This window comes from Streptomyces sp. ATCC 21386 (genome assembly GCF_018728545.1).
Classification (GTDB): Bacteria; Actinomycetota; Actinomycetes; order Streptomycetales; family Streptomycetaceae; genus Streptomyces.
In genome coordinates this window covers 5,296,521-5,313,828 of record NZ_JAAVVL010000001.1, presented here as the reverse complement: position 1 = coordinate 5,313,828, position 17,308 = coordinate 5,296,521, and the positions used below count along the sequence as shown (strand labels likewise).

Sequence of the window (17,308 nt, the reverse complement as noted above, 5' to 3'; positions counted from 1 at the left end):
CCCGAGCCGGCGGGGGCGGTCGGCGATCAAGCCACGGGCACGACGGGTGTGCTCATCCGGTCCGGGTCCCCGCCGATGAGGGAGTTCCGCACGAGACGGCCGATCTCGTGCGGGCTGCCCAGCTCCACGGCGCTCACGGTGTCCAGCCGGGCCAGGTGCTCGTCCGTGAGCGTGACGTCGAGCGACCTGAGGTACTCCTCCAGCTGGTTCACGTCTCGCGGGCCGATCACCGGCACGAGCGCGGTGGTCGACCGTGCCGCACGGTCGCGCAGCCAGGCCAGTGCCACCTGGGGCGCGGAGAGTCCCGTCTCCTCGGCCACGGCGAGGACGGTGTTCACGACCGCCTCGATCCGGTCGGTGTCGTTGCGCGGGTGACGGCGGTTCTGGTCGCTCACCCAGCCGGCCGCCGTACGCCGGTACTTGCCGGTGAGGAGGCCGCCGCCGAGCGGGGACCACAGGGCCGCGCCGAGACCGAGCGCCTCGGCCATGGGCAGCAGTTCGCGCTCGCCGGTGCGGTTGACCAGGTTGTACTCGGTCTGGATGCCGATGACGGGGGCCCAGCCGCGCAGTTCCGCGATCGTGACGGCGCGGGAGACGCGCCAGGCGGGGAAGTTGGAGAGACCGGCGTAGAGGATCTTCCCGCTGCGCACGAGCTGGTCGACGGCGGTGAGGATCTCCTCGGTCGGTGTGAGCGTGTCGGGGAAGTGGGCCCAGTACAGGTCGATGTGGTCGGTGCGCAGGCGCCGCAGGCTGGACTCGACCGAACGGATCATGTTCTTGCGGCTGTTGCCGGTGTCGGAGACACCCGGCCGGACGGAGTCGCTGTTGGTGTACTTCGACGACAGGACGAAGTGGTCGCGGTCGGCGGCGAGGAACTCGCCCAGCAGCTTCTCCGACTCACCGAACTGGTAGCAGTCGGCGGTGTCGATGAGGGTGCCGCCGGCCTCGGCGAACCGGTCGAAGATCTTGCGCGCGTCCTCCCGTCCGGCGCCGTCGCCCCGTCGGGCCCACATCAACCCGGCGGCCTCGGGGTGCGCGCCGACGCCCGTACCGAAGTTGGCCGTGCCGAGGGCGAACTCCGACACGCGCAGCCCGGTGTTGCGGCCGAAGGTGGTGTAGCGCATGACTCTCCTGAGTGCCGACGGGTACGGAGTCGAGGGACGGGGTGGCGGGGCGGAAGGGGCGGCCCTGGCGCGGGCCCGGGAGCGGCGCGGGCCCGGATTTCAGGCGGAGGTCTTCGCCTCGACCCAGTCGAAGACACCGCCGAGCACCTGGCGGTGCTGGTCCCTGCCCAGCATGGAGAGGTAGCCCGGGACCGGATTGACCTCCAGGACCACATAGCCGTCCGGGGCGGGCAGGATGTCCAGGCCTGCCAGGGTGATGCCCATGGCCCGGGTGGCGCGCAGCGACAGGTCCACGAGGTCGTCGGGGGCCTCGAACCGCTCGAAGGAGGCGCCCTCCATGGTCTTGCAGCGCCAGGAGCCCGGTGCCGGCAGCTTGAGCATGTTGATCGGGGTGGCCTCCCCGGCGACCGTGATCCGGTACTCACCGCCCGAGGTCGGGTAGAAGCGCTGGCAGACCAGGGTCGGGTAGCGGGAGAGCAGTTCCTCGGCGACGGCCTTGTCGGCCGCGAAGTCGGCGACGCGCTCCACGTCGGTGCCGCGGTAGCCGAAGGAGGGCTTGAGGATGACCGCGCCCCACTCCTCGCAGGCCGCCTCGACGTCCGCGAGGGAGGTCGCCGAGCGGGTGGGCGGTACGGGCACACCGGCCGCGGCCAGCCGTTGGGCCATCAGGAACTTGCTGTATCCCGTCACCCACACGTCCGCCGGGTCGAAGAGCCGCAGCCCGGGGACGTTGCTGAGCATGGTCAGCCGTTCGACGCGGTCCTGCCAGTCGTCCCCGTACAGCTTGGAGCGGTTGATGACGGCGTCGAAGGCCTCCGCGGGCTCCCCTCCCAGGGTGAGCGTCACGCCGGACGGGCCGGGGCGATAGGCGAGCTCCTCGAGCGTGAAGAACGACATTTCATGCCCGCGCTCCCGACCGTACTCCACCAGGCTTATGCCATCGGGATCGATTCCCGAATAGTCCCAGCCGAGCAGGCCTATCTTCACCGTGCCTCCAGTGCTCTCGCGCATTGCCGTGGACAGAGCGGACGCCGTCGCAGCCTCACTCTCGCAGCAGCCGTCTGTCAAGTGCTTTATCTCCGGGACCCGTTGAACACGGATCGCCGCAATCCTGGACACTGCGCGCTTTTGCGCGAACGGTGATGACGGCGTGTGTTTGATAAACAGAATCGGATTTCACCGTTCCGCCTACCGCGGCCTTCCCTCATCCTCTAGGCTCTGCCATCGGATTCGTGCTGCAGGTATCAATCTCGAAGTACGAAGAGCGGGGGCGCTTCAGTGGGTAAATGGGACACGCTGGTAATTCCCGGACCGGAGACGGCCGCGAAATACCGGACGGCCGGCTGGTGGCGAGAGGAAACATTTCTGGCCGACTTGGCCGAAGCTGTTCGTACCAGACCGGAGCATCCCGCCGTCATCGCCTACGAGGGCCGGGACCTCACCCGGGAGGTGAGCTACGCCGAACTGGCCGAGCTGGTGGAGCGGTTCGCCGCCGCGCTCACCGAACTCGGCGTCGGCACGGGCGACGTGGTCGCGCTCTACCTCCCGAACCGCTGGGTCCTCACCCCCCTGTACCTGGCCTGCCACCGGGTGGGGGCCGTCGCCTGCCCGGTGATCCCCGCTCTGGACGTGCGGGAACTGGCCCAGGTGCTCCAGGAGAGCGCCGCACGGATCTGCGTCACCGTCGACCGCTTCAACGACATCGACTACGGCGCCCGGCTCGCCGAGGCCGCTCCCCCGGCCCTCGCCCACCGGATCGTGGTGGGCGACGCCGCCGCCACCGGCGCGGTCGACTTCGACGAGTTCTTCGTCCGCACCCCCTGGGAGGAGCGGCACGACGTCGACACGGCGCGGAGTTCGGGCCCCGACGACCCGGCCCTGCTGCTCTACACCTCCGGCACCACCGGCCGGATGAAGGGTGTCGTGCACAGCCAGAACACCCTGCACGCGGCGGTGCTCGCGGTGTCCGAGCCGCACCGGCTCACCCGGGACGACGTCATCTCCATCCCCAACTTCGCCACACACATGGCCGGTCTGACCTACGCCTGCTACATGCCGCTGCTCCTGCACGGCACCTGTGTGATGCAGGAGGCCAACCGGGACATGGAACTGCTGCTCGACATCGTCGCCGCCCACCGTGTCACCTGGGCCTACGCCTCCCCGGCGTACCTCGTGGACCTGCTGGAGGCCCAGCGCAAGGAGCCCCGCGACACCTCCAGCGTCGTACAGATCGTGTCCGGCTCCGCCCCCATCGACCCGGGGTTGATCGCCCAGGTCCGTGAGGTCTTCGACATCCCGGTGCGCGCCCTGTGGGGCATGACCGAGAACGGCGCCGTCACCGTGACCCGGGACGACGACCCGGAGGGCTGGGCGGGCCACAGCGACGGTCGCGCCGAGCCGTGGATGGAAGTGCGGATCGCCGTCGAGGACGGCGGCGACTCCGGCCGGCTGCTGGTGCGCGGGGCCTCGCAGTGCCTCGGTTACCTGGGCCGGCGCGAGGTCTACGAGGCGTGCCTCGACGAGGACGGCTGGTTCGACACCAGCGACCTGGCCCGTGACGACGGTCGCGGCGGCATCCGTATCGTCGGCCGCAGCGTCGACCAGATCACCCGGGGCAGCGGCCAGAAGGTCTCCACCCTGGAGGTCGAGGCCGTACTGACCCGGCACCCGGCCGTCAAGGAGGTCGCGCTCGTCGGCTGTCCCGATCCGCGGATCCCCGGCGGCGAGTTGGTCTGCGCCGTCGTCGTGCCGGAAGGAGAGCCGCCCACCCTGGCGACCCTGCACGGCCATCTCGCGCAGGAGCGGATGGCGGAGGTGCTCTGGCCCGACCGGGTGCAGTTCGTCTGGGAGCTTCCCAAGAACTCGCTGGGCAAGGTGTTGCGGCACCCGCTGCGCGAACGTCTCGAGATCGAACACGCCGCCCGCCGATGACAGCGTCCGCGCGGACCGCCGCCGACGCCTCGAAGTACCCCGAGGAGGGCCACGTCGGCAGGCGGCGGTCGGTCGCGCTCGCGGTGATCTCCTCGGCGCAGCTGATGTTCCTGCTGGACGCGACCATCGTCAATGTGGCGCTGCCCGACATCCAGAGGTCGTTGCGCCTGCAGGGCTCCGACCTGGAGTGGGTCGTGGCCTCGTACTCGATCGCCTTCGGCGGACTGCTGATGCTGGGCGGCCGGGCGGGGGACATCCTCGGCAGGCGGCGCGTGTTCATGACGGGCGTCGCGGTCTTCACCGTCGCCTCGCTGCTCGGCGGATTCGCCACCGAGGCCTGGCTGCTGACCGTCTGCCGCACCGCGCAGGGGGTGGGCGCCGCCGCGGCCTCGCCCGCCGCCCTGTCGCTGATCGCGGTGACCTTTCCCGAGGGCCCGGGACGCAATCGGGCCGTGGGCTGGTACACGGCGGTGGCCACGGCGGGCGGCGGTGTGGGGCTGCTGGCGGGCGGGTTGATCACCATCCACCTGTCCTGGCGCTGGGTGATGTTCGTGAACGTGCCGCTCGGCGTCGCGATCCTCGCCGTCGGCGCCGGGGTGCTGCGCGAGACACCGCGCACTCGCGGCGCGTTCGACGTCCTCGGGGCGGTCACCGGCACCCTGGCCGCACTGCTGCTGTGCTTCGGACTGATCGACGGCGCCTCCGGCGGCGGCAACTGGTCATCGCCGGTGGTGCTGGGGGCGCTCGGCGCGGCGGCCCTCCTGCTGCCCGTGTTCGTTCTCGTCGAGCGGCGCAGCGCCCAACCCCTCGTCCCGCTGCGGCTGTTCGCCGACCGCACCCGTCTGGGCAGCTACGCCGTGACGGCGCTCATCAGCACGGCCGTGTTCGGCATCTTCTTCTTCCTGACCCTCTTCCTCCAACAGGTGTGGGACTACAGCCCGTTGCGCACCGCGCTGGTCTACCTCCCGCTGACCTGTCTGCTGATCCTGGGGGCCAAGGCCGGTTCCCCGCTCCTGGCGCTCTTCGGCACCCGTGCGGTGGTCTGCGGCGGCCTGCTGGTGGCCACCACGGGGATCTTGTGGCTGGCGAGGATCGGTGACTCCGGCGGCTACACCACCGGGATGCTCGTGCCGACCCTGCTGACCTACGCGGGCCTGGGCGTGACCGGTGTGCCGCTGACCCTGACCGCGCTCGCGAAGGTCGCCGACGAGGACTCGGGCGCGGCGTCCGGACTCGTCAACATGGCCCGCCAGATCGGCGGTGCGATCGGTCTCGCCGTGCTGGGCGCGGTGGCGTGGTCGTCCGGTGCCGCCGCGTCCGGCGGGACGGCCGCGGGACTGTCCACGGGGGTCGCCCGGGGGTTCGCCGTCGCGGGTGGTCTCACGTTGCTGGCGCTGTGCGTGGCGGCCCTCACCCTGCCCCGGAAGGGCCGGTGAACGCCGTGCGGGAGTCGGACGTCCTGGTCGTCGGCGGAGGTGTCGCGGGTGCCTCGGCCGGCTACTTCCTGGGCCGCTCCGGCGGCCGGGTGACGCTGCTGGAGGCGGAGAGCGCTCCGGGCACGCATGCCACCGGCCGGTCGGCGGCACTCTTCTCCGAGTACTACGGGAACGCCGTCGTACGGGAGCTGACCAGGGCCTCCCGCGCCTTCTACGAGACTCCCCCCGCGGGATTCTCGCCCGTCGCCGAACTGCTGCGACCGCGCGGTGTCCTGGCCCTCGGGACCCCGGGCACCGGCCGGCAGTTCGACGCCGCGAAGGCCTCCGGCGCGAGCGCCCCGCAGCCGGTCGTCGAGGTGGATCGCGAGCAGGCGCTCTCCCTGTGCCCGGCGCTGCGGCCGAGCGCCTTCGACCGTGCGCTGTACAAGCCGGGTGCCCGCGACATCGACACGGACGCCGTCCTCCAGGGCTTTCTGCGGGGTCTGAAGGCCACCGGCGGGAGCGTCGTGACCGGCGCCCGGGTGCACGCCCTGACCCGGCGCGGGGGGCGGTGGCACGCGGCGACGTCGGCCGGGGAGTTCTCCGCGCCGGTCGTGGTGGACGCGGCAGGCGCCTGGGCCGACCAGGTGGCGGAGTCGGCCGGTGTCCCCACCCAGGGCCTGGTGGCGTACCGCCGTACGGCGGCGCTCGTCTCCGTCCCGACGGATCGGGTCCCGGCCGACCGGGTCCCTGCGGACAGGGCCCCAGCCGATCGGGACCGGGCGGTTCGGGTCCCGACGGCTCGAGTTCCGGCGGACGGAGCGCCCGGGGACGGGAACCTGCCGGGCACAGCGGCAGCCGGCATCGCCCACTGGCCGATGATCGCCGACGTGGCGGACACGTTCTACGCCCGCCCCGAGTCCGGCGGCCTGCTGGTCTCGCCCGCCGATGCCACGCCCGTCCCGCCCGGTGACGTACGGCCCGACGAGCGTGACGTGGCGCTGGCGCTCGACCGGTTCCGGGCGGTGGTGGACCTGCCGGTCCGTCACGTCCGCCGCGCCTGGGCCGGACTGCGCAGCTCGGCCCCCGACGACACCCCCGTGATCGGCCCCGATCCGGAGGCGCCCGGCTTCTGCTGGCTCGCCGGACTCGGCGGCTACGGGATCCAGACAGCCCCCGCGGCGGGCGCCCTGCTCGCCGCGCTCATCGCCGGGAACGAGCCGCCACCCGGGCTCACCGTGGCCGTCGCGGGCACCACCCCCGCCCGCGCCGGCCGGTCGTGAACAGCCATCTCTCTGGCGCCCCCACCCACATCAGCATCAGCAGAGAGCTCGGAGGATATGTCGGAAACGAACTGGCAGGTCGCCGGCGCGGAGGTCGACCACGGACCGTACCGTCCGGTGGCGACCCTCATCGAGGAACAGGCCGACCGAACCCCGGACCGTACCGCGCTCGTCCACCGGGGCGAGACCGAGACGGCCCTGACCTACGCGGAGTTCGACGCGCTCGCCAACGGGCTGGCGGCGGAGCTGACCCGGGCGGGTGTGCGCGAGGGCGATCTCGTCCCGCTGATGATCGGCAACAGTGTCGAACTCCCGCTGTGCATGGTCGCCCTGATGAAACTGGGCGCGGTGTTCGTCCTCTGTGACCCGGCCTGGCCGGAGGAGCGGTTGCGCGCCGTGCTGAAGGTGCTCGACCCCCCGCTGTGCTTGACCACGGGGTCTCTCGTCCCCACGGACCGAAGGTCCCTTGTCGTCTCCCACCGGACCGTCGTCCCGAGCACCGAGCGCCCCGGGGTGCGGCCCGGTCCCGGTCGTCCGGTGTACGGCGTCTTCACCTCCGGCACCACCGGCGTCCCGAAGTGCGCCGTCAATCTGCACGGCGGACTGACCAACCGGTTCCGCTTCATGTCCCGCTACTTCGCCGCCACCGGCGACGAGGTGGTGCTGCAGAACAGCCGGCACACCTTCGACTCCGCGATCTGGCAGCTGCTGTGGCCGCTGACGACGGGCGGCCGCACGATCATCCCCGACCAGGGCGAATTCCTCGATCTGGAACGGACCGTGGACACCATCGCCCGGTACGGGGTGACCGTCACCGACTTCGTGCCGGCCATCCTCGGCATGCTGGTGGCCCTGCTGGAGGCCGAGCCGGCGCATGTCGCCCGGGTCGCCTCGCTGCGCCATCTGGTGGTCGGCGGCGAGGAGATCATCCCGCACGCCGTGCACCGGCTCAGGGACCTGGTGCCGGGGCTCGGGATCACCAACGGGTACGGGCCGTCCGAGGCGAGCATCGGGATGGTCTTCCACCGCGTCGACGGCACGGAGGGCGACCACATCCCGCTCGGGCGGCCCATCGACAACTGCTACGCCCTCATCGACGGAGCGGGCGCCGACGGCGTCGGGGAGATCCTCATCGGCGGCGCGTGTCTGGGTGCCGGGTACCTCGGCGCCCCGGAACTCACGGCGGGGGCGTTCGTGCCCAACCCCTGCCCCGGCGTGCCCGGCGAGCGGCTGTACCGCACCGGCGACCTCGGCCGGATCGACGACTCGGGGCTGCTGCGGTTCGTCGGCCGCCGGGACCGGCAGGCCCAGGTCGACGGCGTACGGATCGAGCTCCGGGAGATCGAGACGACCGCCGAGTCCTGTCCCGGTGTCATCCAGGCCAAGGCGCTGACCCTGCGGCGATCCGGCCGCACCCGGCTGGTGGTCGCCGTGGCGGCCGAGGACGGCACGACCCCGGCCGCCCTGCGCGGGCACCTGGCCTCCGTGTTACCGCGCGTCCAGGTGCCGCGCCACTGCTTCGTCCTCCAGGCGCTGCCGCTCACCGACAACGGCAAGGTCGACCTGCGGGCGCTGACGACGATCGTCGAGGAGAAACTCGGCTCCGGCACGGGGACGCCAGGCATGGCGACGACAGGCACGAGGACCGGCACCGGCGCGGAGAGGGGCCCGGCCACGACCACAGGTGCCGGGGACCGCGCCGGGCTCACCCGTGCCGAGCGCGTCGCCGAGGTCATGGGGGCCGTGCTCGACCGGCCCGGCTTCGGCGTCCGTGACGACTTCCTCGACCACGGCGGGGACTCCCTCACCGCGCTGACCACGGCCCTGCGCATCCGGCACACGCTCGGCATGCGCGTCGGCATCTCCGACCTCTACGCGCACCGCACCCCTGCGGCGCTCGCCGCGGCGATGCTCGGCAACGGTGCGGCCACCGTCACCTCCGCCGAGGACGAGGCCGCGCTGATGGAGCGCGACGCCGCGCTGCCGGAGGAACTGGCCGCCCTGGCCCGCCGGGCCGGCGCCGCCCGCCCGGCCGCGCCGCCGCGCACCGTGCTGGTCACGGGGGCCACGGGCTTCGTGGGGGCCAGGGCCGTGCACCGGCTGCTGACGACCACCGGGGCCCGGGTGGTGTGCGTGGTGCGGGCCCGTGACGACGCGCACGCCCGGCACCGGCTCGTCGGAGCCCTGCGTGCGCACGGGCTGTGGGAGGAGTCCCTGGCCGGGCGGCTCGACGCCCGGCGCGGCGACCTCGCCCGGCGCCGGTTCGGCTGGACGCACGAGACCTGGGAGGCGTACGCCGCCCGGTGCGACGCGGTCCTGCACATCGGCGCGCTCGTCAACTTCCTGCTGGACTACCGGGCCCATCGCCCCGCCAATGTGACCGGCACGGCCGAGGTCCTGCGGTTCGCGCTGTCCGGACGGGTCAAGGCGTTGCATCACGTGTCGACCCTGGGTGTGCTCGACCGGGAGGCGGCGCGTGCGCGGGAGTGTGCGCGGGGCCGTCTCGGCGAGGACTTCGATCCCGCGCGGGCGGCGACGCCCACGAGCGGCTACAGCCGTTCGAAGTGGGTCGCGGAACGGCTGGTGCTCTCGGCACGGCGACTCGGCGCGCCGGTCACCCTCTACCGGCTCGGCGAGATCATGCCGGCCGCCGACAACGGCGTGCCGAACCCCAAGGCGCTCACCCATCTGCTGCTGTCGGCGTTCCGTCGGCTGGGCCTGCGGCCCGACGTGCCGATGCGATCGGACTACACACCCGTCGACGAGACGGCCGCGCGGCTGGTCGCCGGGCTCGCCGAGCCGGCCGGGGGCGCGGTCCACCATGTGTTCCGCGACGGCGGTGCGGACTTCGCCGCGATCGCACTCACGGAAGGCGAACGGACCGTTTCCGTAAGGGAGTTCCTGACGGCTCTGCGGGCCGCGGCAGCCGAGGACGCAGGTTCCCCGGCGGCCGTGCTGGACGCCGTGCTGACCCTGCTGCCGGCGTCCGGGCCCGACGGCACACCGGATTTCCGGCGGCTGCTGACCGACAACCCGGGCCTGTTCACCCGTGAGTCCTGCTCGGCGCTCGACGCCCGCCACGGCCTGCGGGAACAGCCGCTCGAGGCGGCCCTCGCGGCCTACCGCACCACCCTCACCCAGTGACACGAGAGGACGACATGCACCAGCGCACCATGGGCCGGCTCGGCTGGCGGATCAGCGAGATCGGCTACGGCATGTGGGGCATCGGCGGCGGCCCCGGCGGTTTCACCGGCTGGGACTACGACACGGCACCCCACTGTCTGGACCTGGCGGTGGAGGAGGGCTGCACCTTCTTCGACACCGCCTGGGTCTACGGCCGGGGCGTGAGCGAGCGGATGCTCGGCGCCCTGCTGCGCCGGCACCCCGACCGTCGCCTCCGCGTCGCCACCAAGGTCCCGCCGCTCAACCGTGAATGGCCGCCCCGCCCGCAGGACACCCTCGACGACGTCTTCCCCTCCGACCACATTCGGGAGTACGTCCACCGCAGTCTGGAGAACCTCGGCACCGACCGCATCGACCTGCTCCAGTTCCACGTCTGGGAGGACCGCTGGAGCGACGACGAACGTTGGCAGCAGGTGATCTCCGACCTCAAGGCGGAGGGGGTCATCGAGGGCTTCGGCCTCAGCGTCAACCGCTGGGAGCCGGCCAACTGCCTGCGCGCGATCGACACCGGGCTCGTCGACGTCGTCCAGGTCATCTACAACATCTTCGACCAGGCCCCGGAGGACGAGCTGTTCGAACGGGCGCTGCGCGACGACATCGGCATCATCGCCCGTGTCCCGTTCGACGAGGGCGGCCTCACCGGCCGGCTCACCCGGGACACGACGTTCCCCGAGGAGGACTGGCGCGCCGTCTACTTCGGCCCGGAGAACCTCGGCCCGACCGTCGAACGCGCCGAACTCCTCAAGAAGATCCTCCCCGAGGGCGTCACCCTGCCCGAACTCGCGCTCCGCTTCATCCTGCACCACCCCGCCGTGAGCACGGTCATCCCCGGCATGCGCACACCCGAGCACGCGCGTGCCAACCTCGCCGTCTCCGGCGCTCCGCCGCTCGACCCGGCTCTCTTGGCGGAGCTGCGCGCACACCGCTGGGACCGGCAGCCGACGGAGTGGTCGATGTGACCGGGGCCCCGCCCCCGAGCCAGGCCCCTCGCCCCGCGTCGCGCCCCGCGTCGCGCCCCACGGTCATCGCCCTGTGGGCGCACCCGAGAGCGGTCTCCACGGCGTTCCTCCGCATGATGGTCGAGCGCGGTGACGTGACCGTCGTGCACGAGCCGCTGGTCCTGCTCACCGACCACGGCGAGGTGTCCGTCCCCGACCCGGACGGCGGTACGGCGACCCTGCGCGACGCCGGTGAGCTGCTGGCACATCTCGCCCGACTCGGCGCCCGCCGGCCGGTGTTCTTCAAGGACACCCTGGAGTACCACCACCAGCATCTCTTCGACCATCCTGAGCGGATCGCCGACTTCGAGCACACCTTCATCGTCCGCCATCCGGCCCGCACGATCGCCTCGCACCACGCGATCAAGCCCGAACTGGCCTGCCGGGAGATCGGTTACGAGCACCAGTACGCCCTGTTCGAACTGGCGTGGAAGATCACCGGCCGCCGCCCGGTGGTCATCACGGCCGAACAACTGCTCGCCGACCCGGCGCGGGTCGTCGCGGCGTACTGCGACCGGGTGGGCCTGCCCTTCCTGCCGGAGGCGCTGAACTGGCGGCCCGGTGAGCGCTCCGAGTGGCGCCAGAACCGTCGCTGGCACCTCGACGCCATCGCCAGTGCGGGGTTCCGGGCTCCGGAGAAGGAGTACCCCGCCACCGTCTACAACGACGCACGGCTGCGCGGCTACTACGAGTACCACCTTCCGTACTACGAGCGCCTGGTCGAGCACGCGCTCTGACGTGCCCACCGCCTGCCGCCGACCCACATCGGCTCCACCGATCCCGAGGACGTACGCCCCGATGACGACGACCGCCGGTACGACGCCCCCCGCCGGTACGACCGCAACCGCCTCCCCGGGCGAGCAGTTCGCCCGGGCCTTCGCCGAGGACCCGGAGAAGGCCGAGGTCCGGTTCGACCACACCATCACCGACTCCTTCCAGCCCGGGAAGGACCGGCCGCGGCTGACCGCCCGCAACCTGTTCAAGAAGCAACGCGTCACGAGCGAGACGGTCCGGTCGTGGTTCGAGACCCGGCCGGCCGCGCCGCACGCCTCCGGCGGGCTGCGGGAGAGCGCGTACCGGTTCGAGGCGGCCACCTACGGAGTGCGCCCGATCACGGCGTGGGTGCAGATTCCCGAGGCACTCGGCGAACAGCCCGACGCGCTGGCCCAGTTCATCGACCACCGGCTCATGGTCCGGCTCGGCACCGCGGAGAACCGCGCCCTGACCCTGGACGTCGTGGACCACCCGGATGTCGCCACCCTGCCGTACACCGGTTCCTACACCGCCGGAGTCCTCGCCGCCTTCAACGAGATAGAGCAGCAGGGCGGCACCGGCCACGCCCTGATGATCAACCCCCAGGACTACTACGGGGAGTTGGTGGGCTCCGGCAGCCTGCTGGCCGACCTCGCCCGCGAGAAGGTGATGATCTGCCGCCACCGCCATGTCGCTCCCGGCTCCGCGCTGGTCGGCGACTTCGCGATGGCCGCGCGTCTACTGGAGTCCGGCCGCTCGGTGATCAAGGTCGCGGAGCCGCCGCCCGGCCTCTTCGAGCGACCGGGCACGGCCGTCTGCGCCGAGGTTCACGAGAGCGTGGCCGTGCAGCAGCCGACCCACTTCTTCCACGCGGTGCGCGCCTGAGCGAGCTCACCGCGCCGCGCCCGGGCACTCGGACCGCCCCGGGCACCCGCCGCTGCCTCGGCGCCGCTGCGACACCCGTGGTGTACGGCGACGACGGTGCTTCGTCGTCGCCGTACACCATCGTCGTACCGCTGCCGGCAGCCGGTCAGTTGACCTCCCGGGCCCGCCCGGCCCAGTACGGCTCCCGCAGCTTGAACTTCTGGACCTTCCCGGTCGCCGTGCGCGGGATGACCTCGCGGAACTCCACGCTCGTCGGGGCCTTGTACCCGGCGAGCCGCTCCTTGCAGTACGCGATGATCTCGGCCTCGGTCACGGCCGCTCCCCCGGCCCGTACGACCAGCGCCTTGACCGTCTCGCCCCACTTCGTGTCCGGCACCCCGATGACGGCAACCTCGGCGACCCCCGGGTGGCTGAAGATCGTGTCCTCCACCTCGATCGACGACACGTTCTCGCCGCCGGTGATGATGACGTCCTTCTTCCGGTCCGAGATCGTCAGATGTCCGTCAGAGGGGTCCAGGCTCCCGCCGTCGCCCGTGTGGAACCAGCCGTCCTCCAGCACGGCGGCGGTCTCCTCCGGCTTCTCCCAGTACCCGTCGAGGACCACGTTCGAGCGCGCCAACACCTCACCGGAGTCCGCCACTTCGAGTTTCACACCGAGCGCCGGAAGACCCGCCCGCGACAGCTTGCGCGCCCGTTCCTCGCCTCCCAGGGCGTCGTCCTCGGGTCGCGTCCGGTTGAACGTCAGCAGGGGCGAGGTCTCCGTCAGGCCGTAGATCTGGGTGAACTCCCAGCCCAGTTCCTCCTCCACGCGCTGGATCATCCGGCTCGGCGGCGGCGCTCCCGCACACACGATCCGCACCCGGTCGCGCCCCGGCACCGGCCCTTTCCAGCCGGTCGCCGCGTCGAGGACCGCGTTCCACACCGCCGGGGCGCCGCACATCAGTGTCACCCCGTGCTCGTCCACCCGGCGCAGGATCTCGGCGCCGTCGACCTTGCGCAGCACCACCTGCTTGGCGCCGAGCCCGGCCATCACGAACGGCATCCCCCACCCGTTGCAGTGGAACATCGGCAGCGTGTGCAGATACACGTCCCGCTCCCAGGCCCGTGTGTGCAGCCCGAAGGTCAGGCCGTTGACCCAGATGTTGCGGTGCGTGAGCTGAACTCCCTTGGGGCGTGCGGTCGTTCCGGAGGTGTAGTTGATCGTCGCGGTGGCGTCCTCGTCCGGGTTCGACCAGGGCCTCGGCTCCACCCCGAACCGCATCAGCTCGTTGTCCGTCTGCTCCCCCAGAGTGAACCGGTGCGCCACCTTGACGTCGGCGACCGTGTCCAGCACCTCGGGATCGACCAGCAGCACCGAGGCACCGCTCTGGCGCACCACGTACTCGATCTCCTCCGCCTTCAGACGGAAGTTGACCGGCACACAGATCCGTCCGCTCATCGGCACCGCGAACAACAGCTCCAGCAGGCGGGCCGAGTTGTGACTGACCACCGCCACCCGCTCGCCCTCCCCCACGCCGAGCGCGTCCAGTCCCGCCTGCCAGGCCCGCACCCGCTCACCCAGTCGTCCGTACGTCGACGGCGCCAGCGGCACCGCGGGCTGACTCGGCTCGTCGATCACCCCGGGACTGTCGGCGAACCCCGCCTCCGCCCGGTCCAGGAAGTCGGCCACCGTCATCGGAACACGCATCTGTCTCCCCACTCGCCCGGTCCGCACGCCGCGCCTCATGCCGTGCGTCGTGCCTCATGTCTGGTGTCTCTTGTCTGGTGTCTCTTATCTGGTGCCTCGTGCCTGGTGCCTCGTAGGAGTTGTTACTCCCCCACCGAGCACATACGCCACTGGTCGGTCACCCGATCGGGTAAGGCGGGTCCGCGCGTTTTGTCATGCGGGTGGCTAGAACTCTGGGGTGCGCAGGTTCACGGTGGTTCTTCCTGTCCGCCCTGACCGCCCGGAGGGATCCCGCAGTGAGACGTAGGCGATTTGTGGCAGGGAGCATCGGTGTCCTCTCGGGGACGGTACTCGGCGGGGCCGCGTCCCGGGCCGATGTGCCGCTACCCCGTCCGCGGGATCCGCGGGAGTGGCAGGCCGTGCCCGCACCCGGCAGCGTTCCCGCCGCGCAGCTGCGGCGGATCGCCGCCGCGGGGCCGCGACTGGCCTGGGCCGTGGGCGAGGAGAACCTGGCCCCTCAGGCCCAGCAACAGGCCCTGACCATGGTGTGGAACGGCGGTGCCTGGTCGAAGGCCGACCTGTCGCACCTCTCGCACACGAGGATCGTCGACGTCGCCGGTGTCCGCCCGTCCGCGGCGTGGGCCGTGGCCCACCCCACCGGTGACGGCAGCCCCCTGCTGCGCTGGGACGGGACCACGTGGCGCGAGGCCGACTTCCCCGGCAGGGGTGAACCGGACGTCACGATCAGCGCGGTGGCGGTCGGCCGCGACCGCCGCGTGTGGGTCTGCGGCGTGCGGGACGGCGCCGCCCGTCTGCTGCTCGGCGAGGGACGGAGGTGGCGCTGGCTGGACCCGCTGCCCGTCGCGAGCGTGAACCTCTACCGGGTGGTCGTCCGTCGGCCGGGCGAGGTGTGGGTCTGCGGAGACCGGTCGAACGGAGGTGGCTGGTCCGGCCTCGTGGCCCGCTGGAACGGGGATTGGACGGTTCTCCCCCCGGTCGCGGGCCTCCGGCTCGGCATCGCCGACGTGCACTGCGCCGCTCCGGACGACGTGTGGGCCGTGGGCACCGAGGCCGGCGTCGGCGGCCCCATCGGCCGCCCCGGCAACCCCGCCCTGAGCCACTGGGACGGCACGGCATGGAGCCGACTGGAGGCCGGCTTCACCCTCGGGTCGCTCACCGGGATCGCCGGCGACGTCCGGGGGCGCGCCGCGTGGATATCGGGCTGGAACTTCTCGGACCAGGCCCGTAGTACGTATCTGCGCCGGGACGGGGACACCTGGGCCCTCGCCCGGGGCCCGGCGGGCCCGGCACCGGCGCCGTATCTCAACGACGTGACGTCCGTTCCGGGCACCAGGTCGTTCTGGTCGGTGGGCATGACACGGTCCGCCCCGTATCCACCGACCGAGGCGTACAGCGAACGCCTCGGGGGTTGAGGGACGCGGGATCGGAACAAGCCTCCGCGACGCGCCGGAGGCCGGCGACCGGGTGGGAGGTCCGGCGGTCGGCGACCGGGTGGGAGGGGTCGGTGGTGCGGCGCGCCTCGGGCCGGTGGGGCGCGGGCCGGGGACGATCGGGTGGGGCGGCGGCCTCGTGGGAGCCGCCCGGCACCTGTCCCTCGTGCGAAGGGGTTCGCGCATGACCGGGTTCGACGACTCGCCCGACGGCGGACGCTACGGCGAGGCCGCCTTCCGCCCCGACCAGGCGGGAGAGAGCGAGCGGATCGACTACGGCGCCCTCGCCTACGACGACATCACCCTGGCGCGGCTGCGGAACCTCGGGGTCGGCCCGGGGTGGCGCTGCCTCGACGTGGGCGCCGGCACGGGCACCGTCTCCCGACGGCTGCTGGAGGAGGCCGGGGTCACCAGCGTGCTGGCCGCGGACCGCGACGTACGGTTCCTCGAAACCCGGCCGGTACCCGGGCTCGACGTCCTGGAGGCCGACATCTCGGCCCCGTCCTTCGCCCCGGGCCGTTTCCGGCTCGTCCACGCGCGCTTCGTGCTGATGCACCTCCCCGAGCGCGAGCGCCTGATCACGGCGCTGGCCGAACTCGTCGCGCCCGGTGGTGTGCTGGTCCTCAGCGACGCGGTCGACCTGACGGGCGAGCGGACACCCGACACCCCGTACGGCGTGGCGATGCGGGCCATGTGGGAGGGGCTGCGGACCACCATCGGCACGGATGTCTCCTGGGTGCCGTCGTACCCCCGGCTGCTGCGGGGCGCGGGCCTGGAGTCCGTCGCCGCCGAGGTCCATGTACCGCCGCTGCTGCCGGACAGCCCCATCAGCCGCTTCTGGGCGGACACATGGGACCGGAGCAGGGCGGCGATGGTCGCCACCGGCCTGGTCGACGACGCGGCAGTCGACGCGGCGATCCGGTACCTGGGCGCGGACGAGTGCGCGGCGCTGTCGGCCGGCATGCTCACCGCCTGGGGCCGCAGACCCGCTTGAAGCAGATCAGGACTTCGAGGGGGTGGCCGCCTCCGGGTGGCTGGGACAGTGACGGGAGTGCCGCCATCAGAGCCGAGTGGCCCTTGGCCACTCCCTTCTGGTGAGGGCCCCAGCCCGCCGCGTGGGAGAAGTACGTCGCTGTCTCGGCGAAGACGTCACGGCTGCCGAAGAGGAAGAACGTCCTGGCATGGGTGGCGTGCCGCAACCCGTCACGGAAGTCGGCCCGTTGCTCACGTTCGGTCCAGGAACCGGCGTCCCGAACGGTGCGCGCCTCGTCGGTGCGGACGGTCAGCGGAGTGCCGTCGACCAGCTTGCGTCGCAGTTCGGGCCACTTGCTGGAGCGCAGACCGAGCGTGTGGTGGGCCAGGACCAGGTCCACACGCTCGCCGACGCCCTCGTCCGGTGGGACACCGTCGCGCAACGGCACATGCACGATCGTGTGCCGGGAGTAGGCGGCGAAGGAGAACAGTCCGGCCAGCCGGTTCAGCCCGTCGTGGTCGCCGAGCAGAATTCCGATCGGTTCCGGCGCGCGCAACGAGGTGTGGCGCAGGGGCTGTCGGGGCTGGACGACACGGTGCTCGTGGGGCCCGATCCGGGGCCTGAACTCGCGCAGCCTCAGCCGCAT

13 protein-coding genes are annotated in these 17,308 nt (G+C 72.1%); 9 read left to right on the top strand and 4 right to left on the bottom strand.

Annotation, left to right across the window (positions count from 1 at the left end; translation table 11 throughout):
- Nucleotides 1–26 precede the first annotated feature (26 nt).
- Nucleotides 27–1,124 (bottom strand): aldo/keto reductase, encoded by a 1,098-nt coding sequence (locus GWK25_RS22630; RefSeq protein ID WP_215452435.1) that lies wholly within the window; start codon nt 1,122–1,124, stop codon nt 27–29.
- A gap of 99 nt (nt 1,125–1,223) precedes the next feature.
- Complete coding sequence (locus tag GWK25_RS22625; protein WP_215452433.1) at nt 1,224–2,021, bottom strand: RimK family alpha-L-glutamate ligase; 798 nt, start codon at nt 2,019–2,021, stop codon at nt 1,224–1,226.
- Nucleotides 2,022–2,498: 477 nt separating this feature from the next.
- Here GWK25_RS22625 and GWK25_RS22620 point away from each other — a divergent pair, with 477 nt between their 5' ends.
- The 7 genes from GWK25_RS22620 (at nt 2,499) to GWK25_RS22590 (ending at nt 12,572) form a co-directional block, all read left to right on the top strand.
- Nucleotides 2,499–4,055: an AMP-binding protein gene (locus GWK25_RS22620; protein WP_215452432.1), complete on the top strand. Its 1,557-nt coding sequence runs from the start codon at nt 2,499–2,501 to the stop codon at nt 4,053–4,055.
- Nucleotides 4,052–5,491, top strand: a complete 1,440-nt coding sequence (locus GWK25_RS22615; RefSeq protein ID WP_215452431.1) for an MFS transporter — start codon at nt 4,052–4,054, stop codon at nt 5,489–5,491. Before GWK25_RS22620 ends, GWK25_RS22615 begins: the two co-directional genes overlap by 4 nt.
- Nucleotides 5,488–6,753 carry an FAD-binding oxidoreductase gene (locus GWK25_RS22610; RefSeq protein ID WP_215452430.1) on the top strand — a complete coding sequence of 422 codons (1,266 nt, stop codon included), beginning with the start codon at nt 5,488–5,490 and terminating at the stop codon, nt 6,751–6,753. Before GWK25_RS22615 ends, GWK25_RS22610 begins: the two co-directional genes overlap by 4 nt.
- Nucleotides 6,754–6,810: 57 nt before the next feature.
- Nucleotides 6,811–9,897, top strand: a complete 3,087-nt coding sequence (locus GWK25_RS22605; protein ID WP_215452426.1) for a thioester reductase domain-containing protein — start codon at nt 6,811–6,813, stop codon at nt 9,895–9,897.
- Nucleotides 9,894–10,895, top strand: a complete 1,002-nt coding sequence (locus GWK25_RS22600; RefSeq protein WP_308010793.1) for an aldo/keto reductase — start codon at nt 9,894–9,896, stop codon at nt 10,893–10,895. Before GWK25_RS22605 ends, GWK25_RS22600 begins: the two co-directional genes overlap by 4 nt.
- A complete protein-coding gene (locus GWK25_RS22595) occupies nt 10,892–11,671 on the top strand; it encodes a sulfotransferase family protein (RefSeq protein ID WP_215452425.1) in 780 nt (259 codons plus the stop codon). The genes GWK25_RS22600 and GWK25_RS22595 overlap by 4 nt, the downstream gene beginning before the upstream one ends.
- 61 nt (nt 11,672–11,732) lie before the next feature.
- Nucleotides 11,733–12,572: a family 3 encapsulin nanocompartment shell protein gene (locus GWK25_RS22590; protein WP_215452424.1), complete on the top strand. Its 840-nt coding sequence runs from the start codon at nt 11,733–11,735 to the stop codon at nt 12,570–12,572.
- Between the two features lie 145 nt (nt 12,573–12,717).
- Here the strand turns inward: GWK25_RS22590 and GWK25_RS22585 are convergent, their stop codons facing one another.
- The gene (locus tag GWK25_RS22585; protein WP_215452423.1) at nt 12,718–14,259 is read right to left on the bottom strand and encodes an AMP-binding protein; all 1,542 of its coding nucleotides are present in this window, start codon (nt 14,257–14,259) and stop codon (nt 12,718–12,720) included.
- Between the two features lie 398 nt (nt 14,260–14,657).
- Here GWK25_RS22585 and GWK25_RS22580 point away from each other — a divergent pair, with 398 nt between their 5' ends.
- A complete protein-coding gene (locus tag GWK25_RS22580; RefSeq protein ID WP_308404290.1) occupies nt 14,658–15,671 on the top strand; it encodes a hypothetical protein in 1,014 nt (337 codons plus the stop codon).
- Between the two features lie 202 nt (nt 15,672–15,873).
- Nucleotides 15,874–16,683, top strand: coding sequence for a class I SAM-dependent methyltransferase (locus GWK25_RS22575; protein ID WP_215452420.1), 810 nt, complete (start codon nt 15,874–15,876; stop codon nt 16,681–16,683).
- Here the strand turns inward: GWK25_RS22575 and GWK25_RS22570 are convergent.
- Nucleotides 16,655–17,308 (bottom strand): hypothetical protein, encoded by a 654-nt coding sequence (locus GWK25_RS22570; RefSeq protein ID WP_215452419.1) that lies wholly within the window; start codon nt 17,306–17,308, stop codon nt 16,655–16,657. The two genes, GWK25_RS22575 and GWK25_RS22570, sit on opposite strands and share 29 nt — an antisense overlap.